Consider the following 16,106-nt stretch of genomic DNA (forward strand, 5'->3'; position numbering starts at 1 on the left):
TTTATTTCCCCTCATTGTTATTAAAATGTTTTTCCCATTTAAGACTTGCACGATTTAGATTTGCTTTTTTTCTTGCGTTGATCTTAAATTTTTCAAATGCTGCTGGTTCCCATATTTGGAATGTTTGACCCTGACCAACAAACAACATGCTGTTTTTTATTTTTGCATGTTTTAATAATTTTGTTGATAATGAAATTCTACCTTCACTATCAAATTGTAAATTCATACTCTCAGATAAAATTGATGTTGCAAAATAATCTCTTTTTTCTTCAAATGGGCTTAATGAGTCTATACTTGCAGAAAGTTTTTCAATTCTATCTTGTGAGCAAGCTTCAATAGATTGATTGTTAAATGAGGGATAACAAATAACACCATTATATCCTAAATTAGAAAGGTGAGATCTAAAACTAGCAGGCACAGAAACCCTTCCTTTTTTGTCTATTTTGTTCTCGTAAGTCGATAAAAACATATTTTTTATATTTCATAAATTCCATATTTGGGAATATATGGGACAATATGGGTTTTTAACCATAGTGTCAATATGTTCGTTTTAGGCCTATTTGTTAATAATTGTAGCTAACTTTTATGTATATACATTAAATCTAAAATCAATTTTTAGTTTTAACTCAATACAATTCTAGGATTAAAAATAAGAACAGAAATGATTCAATTATGAATCAAAAGGTGAACATCTAAATTTAATTAAAATTGAACTGTGGAGTTTGCTAGACAAACTATAAGCCGGGTTCTGTCATTTAAACCTATCATTTCTCTAGGCTTAAGATCACTCTTAAGCTCAAGCAACTAACCCTGATGACTAGCCAAAGACGGCTTTTAGTTTTGCAACAATGTCATCTCTACTTAGTCTTGCTCCCAGTGGGGTTTTCCAGCGTTCATTGTTACCAATAGAACCGGTGCGCTCTTACCACACCTTTTCACCCTTGCCATGTTATGGCGGTATATTTTCTGTGGCACTATCCCTAGGGTTTCCCCCGCCAGGTATTATCTGGCACTGTGTCTTTGCGGAGCCCGGACTTTCCTCTTTAATAAATTAAAGCGATAAGTCGTTCATCTAGCATCTTTAATTTATTACTAAAATCTAGAACTTCAAGTACAATTTAGTTATATCTTCTAACAAGATTTTTGCTAATTAGCAGGCATTCTCGGTCGATTTTACCATCAACTAACTCTTGTCTAAATCTTCTTTGAAAAGTTTTTGCTAATTCTCTTGAATATTTGTCTCTACTATTATCTTTTGGATATTTTTTTGAGTATCCAATCTTAAACAGGTTTTTGAAAAAAATATTTTTTTCTACCTCACTTATTTTTAGTTTCTTATTTTTTGTAAGCTCTTGTTTGTCTAATGTGTGCCATATCCCTATTTTATTTCTAGATAAATACTCCCAAGGAAATTTTTCTCCTGGGTCTTTTTTTCTTAATGCCGCTACATCAGAATGTCCCAAAATATTCATAGGTTTGATTTTATATTCTTTTATTAAAAATTTACTTAACTTTAAAAGAGAAGAGATCTGTTTTTTTTTAAATTTTTTATAACCATGTTCATGCCCAGGGTTTGTAATTTCAATTCCAATAGAATTTTGATTTAAAGACTTATAATTTTTCCACGAAGATTTGCCTGCGTGCCATGCGATGTATAAATCAGGTACCAATTTTATAATTTTTCCATTATTTTTAATTAAATAATGACAGCTAACCTCAGATTGTATTTCAGTAAGCCTATTTAAAGCGTCAGACTCGTTTTTCATCCCCGTATAATGAAAAATAATAAATTTGATTTCCTTTGAGAGTCTTTTTTTGGAGTTAAAATTTGGTGAATAGTTAAATATTGTTTTTAAAGCCATTTTTATGTCGTATTTAGAGCTAATTCCTGATTTACATTAATATAATATATATTATATAATCAGTTGTAATGAAAAAAATTATAATAACTTCTTTAATAAGCTTAATGTTAGCAACAAATGTAAGTGCTGACACAGATGGTGAAAATAACTTATCAAAAAAAAATTCGAGAGAAGTTAAAGACTGTTTTGAAGGTTTAAATAGAGCTACTTTTTCTTTAAATCAAGGGTTAGATAAAGTTATATTTAAACCAGTTGCTAAAGGTTATAGAAAATTACCGTCACCAATCAGGTCTGGAACGAGTAATGCCCTTGAAAATATTTCTTCACTCATAACTATTCCCAACAATATTCTTCAGGGAGAGTTCAGAAAAGCAGGAGTTAATACTGGAAGATTTGTTGTTAATACTACGGTAGGAATTCTTGGAATATTCGATGTGGCTACAAAAATGGATTTTCCAGAGTATGAAAGAGAAGATTACGGACAAACTTTTGGTGCTTGGGGTATAGGAGCAGGTTGTTATGTGGTGTTACCAGTTATTGGACCATCAACTGTTAGAGATGCTTTTGGTTCATTTGTGAATGTATTAGGTGGGGATCCTTATTATAACATGTCTGTTCATGGAAATAATCAATATTTAGATAAAGAAATATATATGACAACAAAAATTGTATCAGGAATTGATTTTAGGGCAAAAAACTTAGAGTCTATAGATAATTTAGAAAAAAACTCTATGGACTTTTATGCTTCAGTAAGAAGTTTGTATTTACAAGATAGACAGCAAAAAATTAGAAACTCAGATCCAACAATTGATATTATGTATGAAGGTGACTGGGAAGAAGTAGAAACTCAATAATTAAAAAAATAATCTTAAACAATGAGCAGGGTAATGTTTCTAAAAAAAACCACAACATTCTTAATTTTTTTAGTAATTTTTTTCTCAAGTATTGCTAAAGTTTACTCGATTGAACCAGATATTTTTGTTCAATCAACAGTTAACAGGGCTTCAGAAGCTCTTAATAATAAATTTTCTAAAGAAGAAAAAATAGCAAAACTTAAGGCTATTGCAAAAGAAACTGTGGATATTACTGGTATAGGTTTTTATACTTTAGGTTCATATAGAAAAAATATTAATGATGAACAAAAAAAAGAGTATTCAAATCTTTTTGAACAATATTTTTTAAAAAGTTTTGCTAGTAGACTAGCCGAATATTCAAACCCAGAGATAGAAGTCTTATCTAAAAAAAGATTAAATGAAAATTATACAATGGTTAGCAGTGTTTTAGTTGCAACAGAGCAAAGGCCACAAGTTAAAATTGATTGGCGAATTTATACTAAGAATCCAGAAAACCCATTGATTAGAGACTTAATTATTGAAGGCTTAAGCCTTGTAAGAACTCAAAAAGAAGAATTCTCTTCTATCATTCAAAGTAATGATGGAGATATCAATGCTCTTTTTTCTACTTTAAAAGAGTTTATTAAATAATCATCTATAAAAATAATTTTTGGTGGGCCCACCAGGACTCGAACCTGGGACCAATACATTATGAGTGTACTGCTCTAACCAACTGAGCTACAGGCCCTAAAAATTAAACTTTAATTATATTATAATGTAACCGATGTCTAGCATAGGTAAAAGACACTGAAAATGGTGGGACTGGTTGGTTACGCTCCAACTACCCCTGCAATGTCAACATAGGGGCAGACGATTATTGTTCCCTTCCATCAAAGATTATAGCAACTATTTCCCAGTAACTAAAGAAAGTTAATGGCGAACATAAGCAGGGTATTGAGGATTCTCGGTGAACCACAGTTGAACTGCTTAACGAGCATTACATTTGTTCTTTGTCATAGAACCATGTAAGAATTGCACTTAATCCTGACTTCGCTACTATTTGAAACTCATTAAACTAGGTTAATTAAACAACAAGACCTTTTAAAACTAAAACTTGTACCCAAATTCAGCTACAAGATAATTTCTATTTTGTGCCACATTTTTTTTAAAAAAACTCTTACCGCTATTATCAACATATTTGATAGCAAGATCTATTTTTTTATTTACATCTAAAGTTGTCTTTATAACACGACTGCGTCTAAAATTACTTACATCAGTCTGAGCAATTTTTAGATGAACAGGAAAAACATCTAAGAAAAAAAGATTTTTTTTTGTAAGTTTAACATCTGTTACCTTATCGCCATATACATACCCAGTTCTAACAATTTTTGCACCATTGCTAGTTTCTTCCCTATAATCATAGTCAAAAAATAAATCTTTATGTAATTTGGCCTGGAACACGAATCCTAAATGAGAATTGTCATTTTGTGTGGACACATTTTTATCATGGTGAGTAATTTTTGCATAAGGCATTAGTACAAGATTTTTTTTTTAATTATAAAGCCTAGTCTTTGATCAAATTCAAAATTCTGCTCTGTTCCATCGTTAACTGTATCGTCATAATTAATAATGTGATTAACACTGCGGATAGCAAAATTTTTATTGATCAAATATGTAAAATGTGAATCAAGTACCAAGCCTGGTCTAGTATTGTTATAATTGGTTCCTCCATCACTGATCAATGTTGTAAAATATCTAATTTTACCTTCAGGATAAAATTTTTTAGTTTCCGCATGCAGTGTTGAAGAAGAAAAAAGGATCGTAAGGAAAATGAAAATTTTTTTATAAGAATGCATTGCAGGGAGTGTAAATGTTATTTATTACCAAATATACAGTTATTAGATAAAATTGATTGCAGATTTCTTAATCCCTTTAGTTTTGAAATAAATCTTTTTGATGTTGTAATAAGGTATAGCAATCGCACAATAAGCTAGAAATAATAGCATTACTATTCCAACTCCTCCTATTATGTACTCCACAATCCAAGACTAACAAATCCCAAATCAGGTGTCTAGGTGATGGAATGTTGGTGCGGTTGATTGTCTTTAATTCCCGTTACCTGTGGTGTGCTAAAATTTATTTGAAACTTCTATATTTGCACCATAGTCAGGAATTTCACTCATCAGAGTGTAATTAGATCCAACAGTAATATCAAACCCATTTACCTTATTGGTTAATGATAAGCTAGTATTGTTAAAATTATTAACATCAAAGACAAATTTCATTTCATCAATCGGAACATAGCCTACTGATAAATAAATTTCATTACTGTGGCCTTTTCCATTAGCTGTAAATCTTTCAAAACTTCCAACCAATGACCAACCTGATATTGAAGTGACATCAAAACCATAACCAATTCTAAAATTATGTTTAGACACATTATCTACTTTATAATTATAAACTGTACTTTGACTATTTAGATAATAAAACTCTGCATCTGATGATGGACTTAGATCAGTAATATATTCTAACCGCCCATGATGATTTATAATTTCATCTTCTTGCTTATCAGTATCAGTTTTATCTAAAAGGATACCAGTTGTAACTAATGCAGATTTAATATTTTGATCCTTATAAAGTAATGCATCTGTCAAACTGGTTGCTACGGTTGATTTTTCTCTAAAAGCTTTTAGCTTTGTGTAACCTAAATCTAATTTGATGCCAGGATTGAGATTTATATCTTCATCAACTATTCTTTTTCCAAAATTAAATGATCCAAAGATCTGCTGTCCTTCTCGGTTACCTTTTAAGGTGTTGCCGTAAGTAACCCTTTTTTGATCAATATCTAGTAAACTAACTCCAATTAATGCATCGGTAAAAACGTCATCATCTCTAAGTTTGGTGCCATATAACGCCAAACTATAAGCCTCAGTGTCTAATTTGCTTCCTTGATATCCAATATCAACATTATCGCTGCCATACTGAAAAACGTATCCATACATAGCGTCTCTATCATCTTCTTTAATTCTATCAGCACCAATTGAGATACCATAACTATGAAAATCTCTTGATGATGAATTTAAAGATTTGTTTTCTCCCACACTAACTCTACCTTCGCTCCACTGAAACCAATCATCACTATCATAACTTCTATCAATTTCTTTTTTTGAGTTTTTAAGAGCACTAACTAATTTTGATATTTTTTTATCTGTAAAATTAATTTCTGCATTAAGATTTGATAAATTGTCTTTATTTTTATGTCTTCTTAACCACTCAATTCGATGAAAGATTGGAAGAGTATTATTTTTAATTATACGTTTTGATAATTCAACATTAGCTTCAATGATTGCTGTAATATCTTTATCATTAATAGGATCACAAGTAATTGTGCCAGCACAAGCTAGGTTATATTCATAAACAACATTTGTTCCTGCACCAGAATCTGCAGTGTCTCCAGTTACATATAGTTTTGTAAAGTTAGCTGTAAATTTAAATCCTCTCATCTGACGAGTTTGTGAGCTAATTGAATAACTAGTTACATGAGTAATTGTGCTTATATCCCATGCAGTAGGCAATTTATACTTGTTAATATCATCACCGCCACTTCCACCCAGATACATTATAGTTCCATCTGAATTAAATTGTATATTTCTCATGTCAGATTCTTGATCTCCAAAACTATTTGAACACACATTATTTGTTGCACTCGAAACATCCCATGCTGTAGTTAAATCATATTGACTAACAACTTCAGCACCTTCTTGAGAGACAAACATACGAGTTCCATCAGGTTTAAAAGCTAAGGCTCTTGCTTGAACATTGGTACTACAATCTACAGCTCCATTTATAATTTTTCTTGCGGCGTAACTGATTGTACTTGTGTCCCAAGCGGTTGAAAGGTTAAACTGTTGTACACTCACCTTACCTGACTGACTTCGGATAACATACATTACTTTTCCATCGGGCTTAAATTCTATTGCATGAGGTTTGTCAAAATTACCTCCCTCGCCTTCTAGATCGTCCTCAGAAATTTTGGTAGCAGTACTAATATCAAATGCAGGACTTAAAGAATATTGTATGACTGTAGGATTTGTTTCGTCAGCAGTAACATACATTATTGTACCATCTGGTTTAAAAGTTATTCCTCTAAGATGCTTAGTGTCTGATGAAATATCTTTTTCTTGTTTAAATTCTAAAAAAGCAAAAGAATTGGAACAGAAAAAAAATATATAAAATATTGAAATAAGAAATATTTTTTTCATTCTGATAGTGAATAACTTGGGATTAATTTCTCAAATTATATATTACTATTCAATGAATTCCTGAATAACCGACCTATTTTGGGTCTAATAATTTTATCTTATTTACTATAAAATTGAGGACTATTGAAAGGTTGAAGATTAAAGATTTAGACTTTGATAAAATTAGATATCTAATATTTTATTTAAGAATACTAAATGGGTCTTGAAAACAATCAATCTCATCTAAAGTTTCAAAAAAAATTTCATTTATAGATGAAGAGTGGATTGTTTGGCACTCTTTGTAACTTTCCTCTTCCTTTAAAGATGAATTATTTTTTACTAGAGAATTTATGTGTTCACCAGGTGTATAACCTGTTGTTTGTTTAATTCCATAGGATGTGGCTGCAGAAGCGCCTGCTAGAATAGGACTGCCTGTTTTAGCCATAGTATATGCTGGGCCCATAATTGAACTGTATTGAGCACAACCATTTAAAACTATAAAAATAATAATAAAAAAAATATTTTTCTTCATATATTCGGGCACCTTAACATATTCTCTTTATATTTGTCTTATTTTTCATTTGGATGCTTATTCATTTTTTATTTTGTAAGTTCTGTATTTTTAATATCTAAAGCCAAGCAAGTAATATCATCTCTTAATTTTTCTGCTCCCCAATTAAGTTCTGTTGTAATAGAATCTACTATATTTTGTGGGGTAACAATTTCTATTTTTCTTATTATTCTTTCAACTCCTTCTACTCCAAGTTCTTGACCATTCCTTAAATAACCTTCTGTTACGCCATCAGTATAAACTAAAAATGTTTTTTCTTTTAAATTAGTAGCTTTTGATTTTACCATAGACTCTGAAGAATATTTTATAATTCCTATTGGTGGTATTTCAGATTTCATAAACTCAAAATTTTTTTCTTTATCAAAAACCATAATACTTTCATGACCCGCATTCACAAAGATCGCTTCTCCGGTTTCTATATTAAATTTTCCAAATACAGCTGTCATAAACATTCCTTTAAACTTTGCTTCAACTAGCTCATTATTTACTGTAAAGACAACTTTTTCTAATGGATATGATAAATTAGAAATTGTTCTAAATATTGAAGCTGCTTTAGCCATGTAAATACCAGCTGTAATACCTTTTCCTGATACATCTGCTAATATAAAAAAATATTCATTTTCACCTACATTAACTACATCAAAAAAATCTCCAGAAACATCTCTTGCTGGAACGTTTTTTGCATAAAGAAAATTTTTAAACTTTGATATGTCTGGAAATAGACTTTTTTGTACATCACCTGCAAGTTCTCTTTCTTTTAGTAACTTTGCCTCTTTTTGTAAATTTGCTATTGCAATTTGATTTTCCTCTATAAATCTAAAATAAAGCCCAGTTAAGAAAGTAATTGTGAGCATGAATATAGGGTAGCTAATATCTACAAGTTGAGATTTAAATAAAAAGGCACTAAAACCAATTATAATTACTATGATTAAGCTTCCGAAGAATATTAATAAACTATATTTGGGTTTAGTATGTTGGGAGAGAAAAAAAACAACACCCGCGACTACAATTGAAAATAGCAATTCAAATATATAAGTGTTTGGATTTCGAATAAGATAAGATTGATCTAAAATATTTTCAATTATGTTTCCATGCACTTCAACTCCTGGAATTGTATTTCCTAAAGGAGTTTTTACTAGATCAAACAGGCCCTGTGCTGATGCACCAATTAAAACATACTTATCTTTAAATCTTGATGGATCAAATTTACCCTCAAAAACAGAGCTTGCAGAAATATACTGGTTTTTTAATGATTCTTTATATCTAATCCAAATAATGCCATTCGGATCTGAGTAAATTTTATGAGGTCTTGAGCTTATTCTATTAATGCCCGCCTCATTCATCTCTACATACAAATTCTTTTGGTTTGACCCTACACGGATCATTTCAAGTCCCATTGTTGGATATAACTGATTTTTCAAACGAACAATCAATGGAAGCGATCTGATAATACCATCGGTTTGATCTAAAAAAGAAATAGAGCCCAATCCTTTTACACTGTTTTCTAATTTCTCAAGTGATCCTATAGAGTGAGGAAAAGAATAAGTGAACTCATTAGGATCTCCTCCTTTTGCAAGAAATTTTGCTTTTGGTGATCTATCATATGTTCCATGAGAGGAAACATTGCTACCAAGTACTGCTATAACTGATTTTGATTTTTCTAGCTGCTCTCTAAATATTTCATCAGGTCCTTTAATATTTTGCAAACGAGCAACGTCGTCTGGTATTAAGTTATAAGCGCTAATTATTTCTTCGGGAGATTGTTTATCTTTTTCTGTAAAAAAAATATCAAAGCCTATAGCTTTTGGGTTTGTCGCATTAACATTTTCCACAATTTTTGCAAAAATAGATCTATTCCAAGGAAATTGGCCAAACTTACCTAAACTTTTTTCATCTATGTCTATTATAATAACTTCAGAAGTTTGCATGTTTAATGGAAAAATTTTTTGATATACATCAAAACTCAAATAAGAAATTGATTTTATAAAACTTGGATTAATTGTTTTTAAAAAAACTAATAAAAATAATAAAATTAAAAATGTTGTATAATTCTTATATTTATTAAATAAAAGTTTCATATTTATTTTATTGATCTTTTTATAATTAAAATATACGACTTAAATTAATCATTGCTTCATCAATGGTATTTGGTTTCAATACATCTTGATTATTTAATTTAAAATCAATTTCAAAATCATTAATATTTTTACTTATCTTATACTCCGATCCTATATTATCTGAGCCTGCTACTTTAAAAGCATAGTTAGTTTGTTTATTTGGCAAGTATCCAATCGTAATAATAATGTTATCCGTATGTCCTGATCCTAAAGCTTGATTACGCTCATATATTAAAAAGACACTCAAACTATCAGGTAAAATTATATCTATACCCACTTCACCATTTACATTATGTAAGGCCCCTGAGTATAATCTTTCCTGAAAATCTGCTGCACTATCAGAAGCATAAGCATATTTAAAATTAGAGGAACGTCTTAAATCAGCCATATATTCTAATTTACCATGTCTTTTTATGGCACATGTTTTAGCTATGTCTAAGCAAAAAGTAGTTTCATTTGGTAAATCATCCACTACTCCCATCGCTGTTCTTAGTTTTAATGTTTGTATGTGCTGATCTTTAACTTTAATTGCACCAGTTCCAGATTCTGTATATCCGTATAATATAGTGTGCCCAATATCAGCTTGAAAAGAAGGAATTAAAATAAAATTATTTTTTTTGATCTCGTCTTTTGACTTAACAGCCCCATATATTTGTCTACCATCTCTACTGGCTTTCATATGTTTGCCGTCTAAAACAGTTAGAATATCGTACTTTAATTTACCAAAACCAATAACGATATCCTCAGATTTTGTGTCATTTTCTAGTGGGGTAGTAGAATAATAAGTGAGGTTAAATGTATCAGTATCTATATTACTTCCACCCATTCCAACATCAACGTTGTTATTACCAAGTCTAAATGCCCATCCTTTTATACCATTATTATCAGTAAATTTATCAGCTCCAAGGGTAATTGCTTCAGTACCAATTTTTTTAAATGAAGAAATATTTGTGTCTCCTACTCTTCCAACTGAAATACTTCCTTCACTCCAATAAAAGATATCTTGTTGTTTATCTTCTGTCTTTTTTTTTATAGATGCCTGGTATGCGGTTATTTTGTCTGGGATTTTACTCAACCAAGAATTTAACATTGGGTTATCTGATTTAAAGACTGTGGTAAAATTATTTGAGTTCTTACTATTCATATCTTCTTTATTAATAGTTATAGACTGACCACCTTCTACTTTTTCATTAACTGAAAGTATTCTATCTGGAAGTTTTTTAACCCAGTAATTTAATAATGGGTTATCAAGTTGAGTGGCAGTATTAAAATTAAAATTAAGATTTGTTAAATTTTGATTATCTTTATTTCTTCTTATCCATTCTAAACGGTTTAAGGCACTTTTAGTTGAATGATCAATGGTTCTTTTAGCAATCATTATTTGTGCTTCTGCTATCCCAGTTCTGACACTATTTTCTGTAATTGGAGGACATTTTCCTGCAATGATATTAAAAGGACACACTAAATCAAATTCATGTATTGAATCATCACCATTATCATCTGAGACAAACATTTTTAATCCAGTTGTGCTAAATGCAAGCGCTCTTGTTTGATTGGCAGTTTTAGTTGTTATTAAATTTCTTATGACTACCTCTCCATCTTTGACATTGGAAGATGTGTCATATGCTTTTGAAAGTGAATATTGAGCAACTGAAAATCGGCTATGATCGGTAACAAAAATTCTTTTTCCATTTGCACTAAAAAAAATTGCATCAGGGTTAAATCCGGTCGCGCCATTAGCAAGATCGATACCACCACTTGTTATTAGAGACATAGTTGCAAGATCATATGGAGTTGAAAGATTATACTCCTTGATACCATCACCTGTGCTAGAAACATCATTAAAACTTAAAAATATTTTCGTACCATCGGTATTAATCTCAATACCCTGAACATGATATCTTGATTTATCAGTCCTACCTCCAAAACTAGTGCCCGCAAGAGCATCAGTATCGGGATCAACATCAGCAACATATACACATGTTGAAATATCATAAGGTGCAGTTAAGTCATATCTATATATACGATCGTTGTTACTACCATTTGTTGATCTTTGGACAAAAAACATTTTAAGTCCATCACTAGTAATCACCATATCACCAATATTAGCTGGATTTAAAGTTGCAGCAGTACCTAATTCACATCTCTGAGCATCTCCTGCATAAGTAGCTGCAGAAATATCAAATGGTGTTGATAGATTATATTCGATTATAAATTGGGTGCTACTTGTACGAGACACAAACATTTTAGTTCCATCAGGATTAAAAGCAATACCATTTACAACACCACCTCCATCAAGAAAACTGTATGCTTGATCGCTGTCTACTTCAGTTACCATAGCTGCAGATGAATTAGAGATTGGAATTATGAGAAAAAAAATAATTAAAATTCTTTTAAATAAAAACATAAAATTTTATTAATGGACGGATAGGCTTATTTCTTACGTTTTCTTTTGTTCTTTGCTTTTTTCTTTTTCTTAGCTATTTTTTTCTTTGTTATTTTTTTTGCTTTTTTCTTTATAACTTTTTTCTTTTTAACTTTTTTCTTTACTACTTTTTTCTTTTTAGTCTTACTTTTTTTCACTGTTTTTTTCTTTTTAGTCTTACTTTTTTTCACTGCTTTTTTCTTTTTAGTCTTACCTTTTTTCTTCACAGCTTTTTTATTTTTCTTTTTATCTTTTTTCTTCACAGCTTTTTTATTTTTCTTTTTATCTTTTTTATTTACTGCTTTTTTATTTTTCTTTTTATCTTTTTTCTTTACTGCTTTTTTATCTTTACTTTTATCTTGTTTCTCGACCACTATTTTGTCTTCTGTTTCAATAACTTTTTCTTCAACAATGTTTTCAGGTTGTGCTATTTCTGAAACCTCTTCTTCATTTGTTGTTAGTAAAACAATTCTCTTTTCTTCGTCCTTTTTAATGTTTTCTTTAATTAATATTTTTATTTCTTCTTTATCAAAACCCTGAGCTTTAAGTTCTTGTCTGATTTTTTTTCTAGTAGCTTTTCTTTCTTCTTTTGTGGCTCCATCAAGTTTTGTAAGCCTTGCTACTTTCATTCTTTTTTTAAATTTTTTCAGTTGGTTTTTTGTTATTTGTTTTGCTTTTCCTGGTGCATTACCTTTAACCATACTTGCCACACTATAAGGATTGCTCAATAGTGTTTGACCCAAATTATTTCCAACAAGAACTGCCCCAGGCCTTAAACCCAATGTATTATTTTTTCCAGGTCCTATTAATAAAGTATCTGTTTTTTGATTTGATACTATGGTTTGAAACTCTGTTCCTCTTGAGCCTAAAGTTCCTTCAGGAACGTTAACTGTTAGGCTGTCTGGATTTTTTTTACTTATTAAACCCGAAATTATTTTTAAACTTCCTTTTTTAACATTAGCTACAATTTTTCCATCATTCGTTGCTGGATTGTATATAAAGGTATCCATTACAACTTCTGAGTTCTGATCCAATAGTAAATGTTGATTGATCTAGGAGTAATATTTGTGTGCCTGAATCTATTCCTGCATAAATCGTTTCGTTTAAATAAATTTTATCCCCAGCTTTAAGTTCTCTTGTGTTAGTTTTAGCTGTTCCAGATACTGCACCTACAATTCCGATTAATTGTTTATCAATATCAATTTTTTCTTCTGCCTGGGTGATATTGAATACAAAAAATAATGCTATAATTGTCGATAAAATTTTTTTCATCCACTTAAAGTAACATTTTTGACAACTTTTTCAGCTTGGCTTGACCCATATTAGGTGAGAGTTTCTAATCTTTAATAAGTAAAAGGGGCTTATATGTAGTCTAAAATCAGTCTTTATTTTGATTATTTATTTAAGTGGAATGATTTGGATAAACTAAGTGCAAACGAGTCTGCAATATAATCATAATTAATTATATTGGCTTCAGAGATGATTTTTTCGTATGAAAAGTTAACAAACAAACTTTTATCTGGATCGATTGAGGGAAAAAAATCTCCAAGCGCTTTGGTAAGCATCAAGTCAAAAGTATTTGTTACATCTGATCTTATTCTGTTTGAGTTTATGCTTGTATCTACATTTTTGTAATCATTAAAACTCAGTGCATCCCCTATTGAAATATAAGCCCAAGGAAAAGCAAAATTTAATCTGAAACTTAAATCATAAGTTTCAAAGTCGTTTGTCCCCTCTTTTGCTTCTGAAATGCTATACCCTAAACCTGTCGATGATGAGATTATTTCATTAAACATATAATCGTGCCCAAGTGAAACACCATGCCCTTTAGCATTTGTTTCATCTGCAGTTGTATCAGTACTATTTCTATTATTTTTAGAATCTGAAAAAGAATAACCATAGCTAAATGAATTTTGATCTCCTACAGAAAAAAATCCTCCTATCCCTTGCATTAAAGAAAAGCTATCTGCATCATCTTGATAATCAGTTTTGCTTATCATTATATATGGGCTTAAACTTTGGTTGCCTAAAGATGTATCCAAAGCAAGAGTTAAACCATAACTTTCAAAATCATCTGCAGTTTCTTCTCTTTGATCTGAGTTTGTGAAACTCGTATTTATCATTAATGATGAAGTTTCCCCTAAAGATCGAGTTGCTGTTAAACCTAAGCCCTCACTGTACGTTTTATCATACTTTGCACTATTAAATCCAATGACTTCATCAGCGCTACTTTGTAATCTTGTTTTTGAAACACTATTAACATTTTGATTGAAAACACCACCAAGAGATACATCTGCATAAAAATTCCATAACTTAGGAGCTCCCCTTTCTTTAAGCGTAGTTTCAATTTGATTTATTGTCTCAATATCTTCTGCTGTTAAATCTTCACTAGTTTTAATGTCTTCAATTATAGTTAAAGCTTTATTTGGCGAGTCTGCTTGGACTAAAACTGAAAGCAGATATAGTTTTATTTCAACATTATCTGGATAAATCATATTTAATCTTTCCAGAGTTGCGATGGTTTGTTTATAATTTCCAATTTTTCCTTGTTGTTGTGCGTACTTTAAATTTAAATCTAAATCATTTGGTTTTTGTAAAATTTGTAAGTAAGTAATATTTTTTTCTGAAGAGCCTGGAAGTAAAATTTCTTCTCCATCAACTATGATTTTAGAGGCGCTAGTATCTGCAGCCATTATGGTGCTCGTCGTTTCTAGAAATAAGCCAATTAAAAAAACAAAAAATAAGACTAATGAAATACCACTTGTTTCTGGTTTTTTATTAATCATTTTTAGTCCAGATAAAGTAAAAAAAATATGGCATGGTTGCAGGAACTATGCCAAACCAAAACCATTCATCCCATCTGAAACTTTTATCTGACCCTAAGTTGCTAAGTCCATTCCACCATGTCAGGTAACCAATAGCTATTATCCAAACTAAACTAATAGTTGCTGATATTTTTTCTTTTTTAGAAAGATTGATTGGAAATAATTTTTTAGTAGGTTCATCCATTTTTATAAAAATATTTTATTAATTTAAATTACTTGCCTGTCCAAGTTCCATTAGCCGTCATTGTTAATGTTTTGTCGCCATTAGTTGCTGTCACAATATAGCTTGTCCCATCTTTAGCTATACACATGTCATAACCAGCTTCTTTTGTAATTACATCTCCCCCACCAAACAGTGCGTCTTCAATATCATTTGAAGTTTGATCATCTGGTGTACAGCTTCCAGTTTCAGTTCCAGTATAATATTCACTGTTATCTGAGTAATACTCTGTTTGTGCTAAGGATATTTGCTGCATAGCATTTTCTGCAGACTTTTGTTTCGTTCCTGAAACATAGCCGTTGTAACTAACAACACCTATTGATGAAAGAATTCCTATGATTGCTACAACCACTAAAAGCTCAATTAAACTAAAGCCTGAGCTTTTAGTGATCATAATTTTTAGATCTTGATTTTATTCACCAACTTGAATTGTGTTATCAATTGTGTTTGCTGGTTCATCTGCCCCTGGTGTTGCACAATCGTTTTGAAAACAAGTTGTAATTGTTAATTCATCACCATCAGCTTTTATGTTAACAAAACCCATGTCTGCTTTCGCAGCAAATGCACCATCTTTTCTTACAGAACCAGAATTTGTGTCATATGGATTTTTAAAATCTTCCAAAGCTGTTAAGGCAGCAGTAATCACCGTAGCACCAGTTCGATTTAAACAAGTAAGTTCACCACTCATTGCCGTATCCTCACCAATATTACATTTTTGATCTTCTGCAGCTATGTATTTTACAACTGAAGCATGATTAGATTTAGCAGATGATTTTTTTGCACCCGCAGTATAACCGTTGTAAGCAACTGTACCGACTGCTGCTAGAATTCCTATAATTGCTACAACCACTAGCAATTCAATTAATGTAAAACCTTTATTATTTTTTTTCATATAAAATTTCCTTTAATTAATTTTTAACTGTTTTTAATACAGTCTAATAATAACCTCATAATCTAAGAAAATAGCCCGTCATGCACCCATAATGGGTTCATTTTCTTGATTTATGTGGTA

The 16,106-nt window shown here is 30.7% G+C and carries 16 protein-coding genes, 1 tRNA gene and 1 other RNA gene; 2 read left to right on the forward strand and 16 right to left on the reverse strand.

Features of this window, described 5'->3' with window-relative positions:
* Position 1: 1 nt before the first annotated feature.
* From mraZ to ABXT61_RS05530, 3 genes are all read right to left on the reverse strand, one after another.
* Positions 2-469 (reverse strand): division/cell wall cluster transcriptional repressor MraZ, encoded by a 468-nt coding sequence (gene mraZ, locus ABXT61_RS05520; protein ID WP_006997875.1) that lies wholly within the window; start codon positions 467-469, stop codon positions 2-4.
* Positions 470-721: 252 nt separating this feature from the next.
* Positions 722-1,076, reverse strand: an RNA gene (rnpB, locus tag ABXT61_RS05525) — RNase P RNA component class A.
* Positions 1,077-1,118: 42 nt separating this feature from the next.
* Positions 1,119-1,862: an N-acetylmuramoyl-L-alanine amidase gene (locus ABXT61_RS05530; RefSeq protein WP_415314825.1), complete on the reverse strand. Its 744-nt coding sequence runs from the start codon at positions 1,860-1,862 to the stop codon at positions 1,119-1,121.
* A 68-nt stretch (positions 1,863-1,930) separates the two neighbouring features.
* Here ABXT61_RS05530 and ABXT61_RS05535 point away from each other — a divergent pair, with 68 nt between their 5' ends.
* On the forward strand, positions 1,931-2,716 hold the full coding sequence (locus ABXT61_RS05535) for a VacJ family lipoprotein (protein WP_415314826.1): 786 nt from the start codon (positions 1,931-1,933) through the stop codon (positions 2,714-2,716).
* Positions 2,717-2,749: 33 nt separating this feature from the next.
* Positions 2,750-3,346 carry an MlaC/ttg2D family ABC transporter substrate-binding protein gene (locus ABXT61_RS05540; RefSeq protein WP_415314827.1) on the forward strand — a complete coding sequence of 199 codons (597 nt, stop codon included), beginning with the start codon at positions 2,750-2,752 and terminating at the stop codon, positions 3,344-3,346.
* Positions 3,347-3,366: 20 nt separating this feature from the next.
* Here ABXT61_RS05540 and ABXT61_RS05545 read toward each other — a convergent pair.
* The 13 genes from ABXT61_RS05545 to ABXT61_RS05605 form a co-directional block, all read right to left on the reverse strand.
* Positions 3,367-3,443: transfer RNA gene (locus ABXT61_RS05545), tRNA-Ile, on the reverse strand.
* Between the two features lie 359 nt (positions 3,444-3,802).
* Entirely contained in the window at positions 3,803-4,228 is a 426-nt protein-coding gene (locus tag ABXT61_RS05550; RefSeq protein ID WP_415314829.1) for a hypothetical protein, read from the reverse strand.
* Positions 4,228-4,551, reverse strand: coding sequence for a hypothetical protein (locus tag ABXT61_RS05555; RefSeq protein WP_415314831.1), 324 nt, complete (start codon positions 4,549-4,551; stop codon positions 4,228-4,230). The genes ABXT61_RS05550 and ABXT61_RS05555 overlap by 1 nt, the downstream gene beginning before the upstream one ends.
* A 273-nt stretch (positions 4,552-4,824) precedes the next feature.
* Positions 4,825-6,957 (reverse strand): autotransporter domain-containing protein, encoded by a 2,133-nt coding sequence (locus tag ABXT61_RS05560; protein WP_415314832.1) that lies wholly within the window; start codon positions 6,955-6,957, stop codon positions 4,825-4,827.
* A 178-nt stretch (positions 6,958-7,135) separates the two neighbouring features.
* Positions 7,136-7,468 carry a hypothetical protein gene (locus ABXT61_RS05565; protein WP_415314833.1) on the reverse strand — a complete coding sequence of 111 codons (333 nt, stop codon included), beginning with the start codon at positions 7,466-7,468 and terminating at the stop codon, positions 7,136-7,138.
* 68 nt (positions 7,469-7,536) lie between these two features.
* A complete protein-coding gene (locus ABXT61_RS05570) occupies positions 7,537-9,585 on the reverse strand; it encodes a CHASE2 domain-containing protein (protein WP_415314834.1) in 2,049 nt (682 codons plus the stop codon).
* 25 nt (positions 9,586-9,610) lie between these two features.
* Positions 9,611-12,031 carry an autotransporter domain-containing protein gene (locus tag ABXT61_RS05575; RefSeq protein WP_415314836.1) on the reverse strand — a complete coding sequence of 807 codons (2,421 nt, stop codon included), beginning with the start codon at positions 12,029-12,031 and terminating at the stop codon, positions 9,611-9,613.
* A 26-nt stretch (positions 12,032-12,057) separates the two neighbouring features.
* Positions 12,058-13,059 (reverse strand): hypothetical protein, encoded by a 1,002-nt coding sequence (locus ABXT61_RS05580; RefSeq protein WP_415314838.1) that lies wholly within the window; start codon positions 13,057-13,059, stop codon positions 12,058-12,060.
* A complete protein-coding gene (locus tag ABXT61_RS05585; RefSeq protein WP_415314840.1) occupies positions 13,025-13,321 on the reverse strand; it encodes a hypothetical protein in 297 nt (98 codons plus the stop codon). Before ABXT61_RS05585 ends, ABXT61_RS05580 begins: the two co-directional genes overlap by 35 nt.
* 122 nt (positions 13,322-13,443) lie before the next feature.
* On the reverse strand, positions 13,444-14,835 hold the full coding sequence (locus ABXT61_RS05590; protein ID WP_415314842.1) for a hypothetical protein: 1,392 nt from the start codon (positions 14,833-14,835) through the stop codon (positions 13,444-13,446).
* The gene (locus tag ABXT61_RS05595) at positions 14,828-15,058 is read right to left on the reverse strand and encodes a hypothetical protein (protein WP_415314844.1); all 231 of its coding nucleotides are present in this window, start codon (positions 15,056-15,058) and stop codon (positions 14,828-14,830) included. Before ABXT61_RS05595 ends, ABXT61_RS05590 begins: the two co-directional genes overlap by 8 nt.
* A 28-nt stretch (positions 15,059-15,086) precedes the next feature.
* Positions 15,087-15,488 carry a type IV pilin protein gene (locus ABXT61_RS05600; protein WP_415314845.1) on the reverse strand — a complete coding sequence of 134 codons (402 nt, stop codon included), beginning with the start codon at positions 15,486-15,488 and terminating at the stop codon, positions 15,087-15,089.
* 18 nt (positions 15,489-15,506) lie between these two features.
* Positions 15,507-15,986: a type IV pilin protein gene (locus ABXT61_RS05605; RefSeq protein WP_415314847.1), complete on the reverse strand. Its 480-nt coding sequence runs from the start codon at positions 15,984-15,986 to the stop codon at positions 15,507-15,509.
* Positions 15,987-16,106 lie beyond the last annotated feature (120 nt).

The organism is Candidatus Pelagibacter sp. Uisw_137, from assembly GCF_047720245.1.
Taxonomy (GTDB): domain Bacteria; phylum Pseudomonadota; class Alphaproteobacteria; order Pelagibacterales; family Pelagibacteraceae; genus Pelagibacter.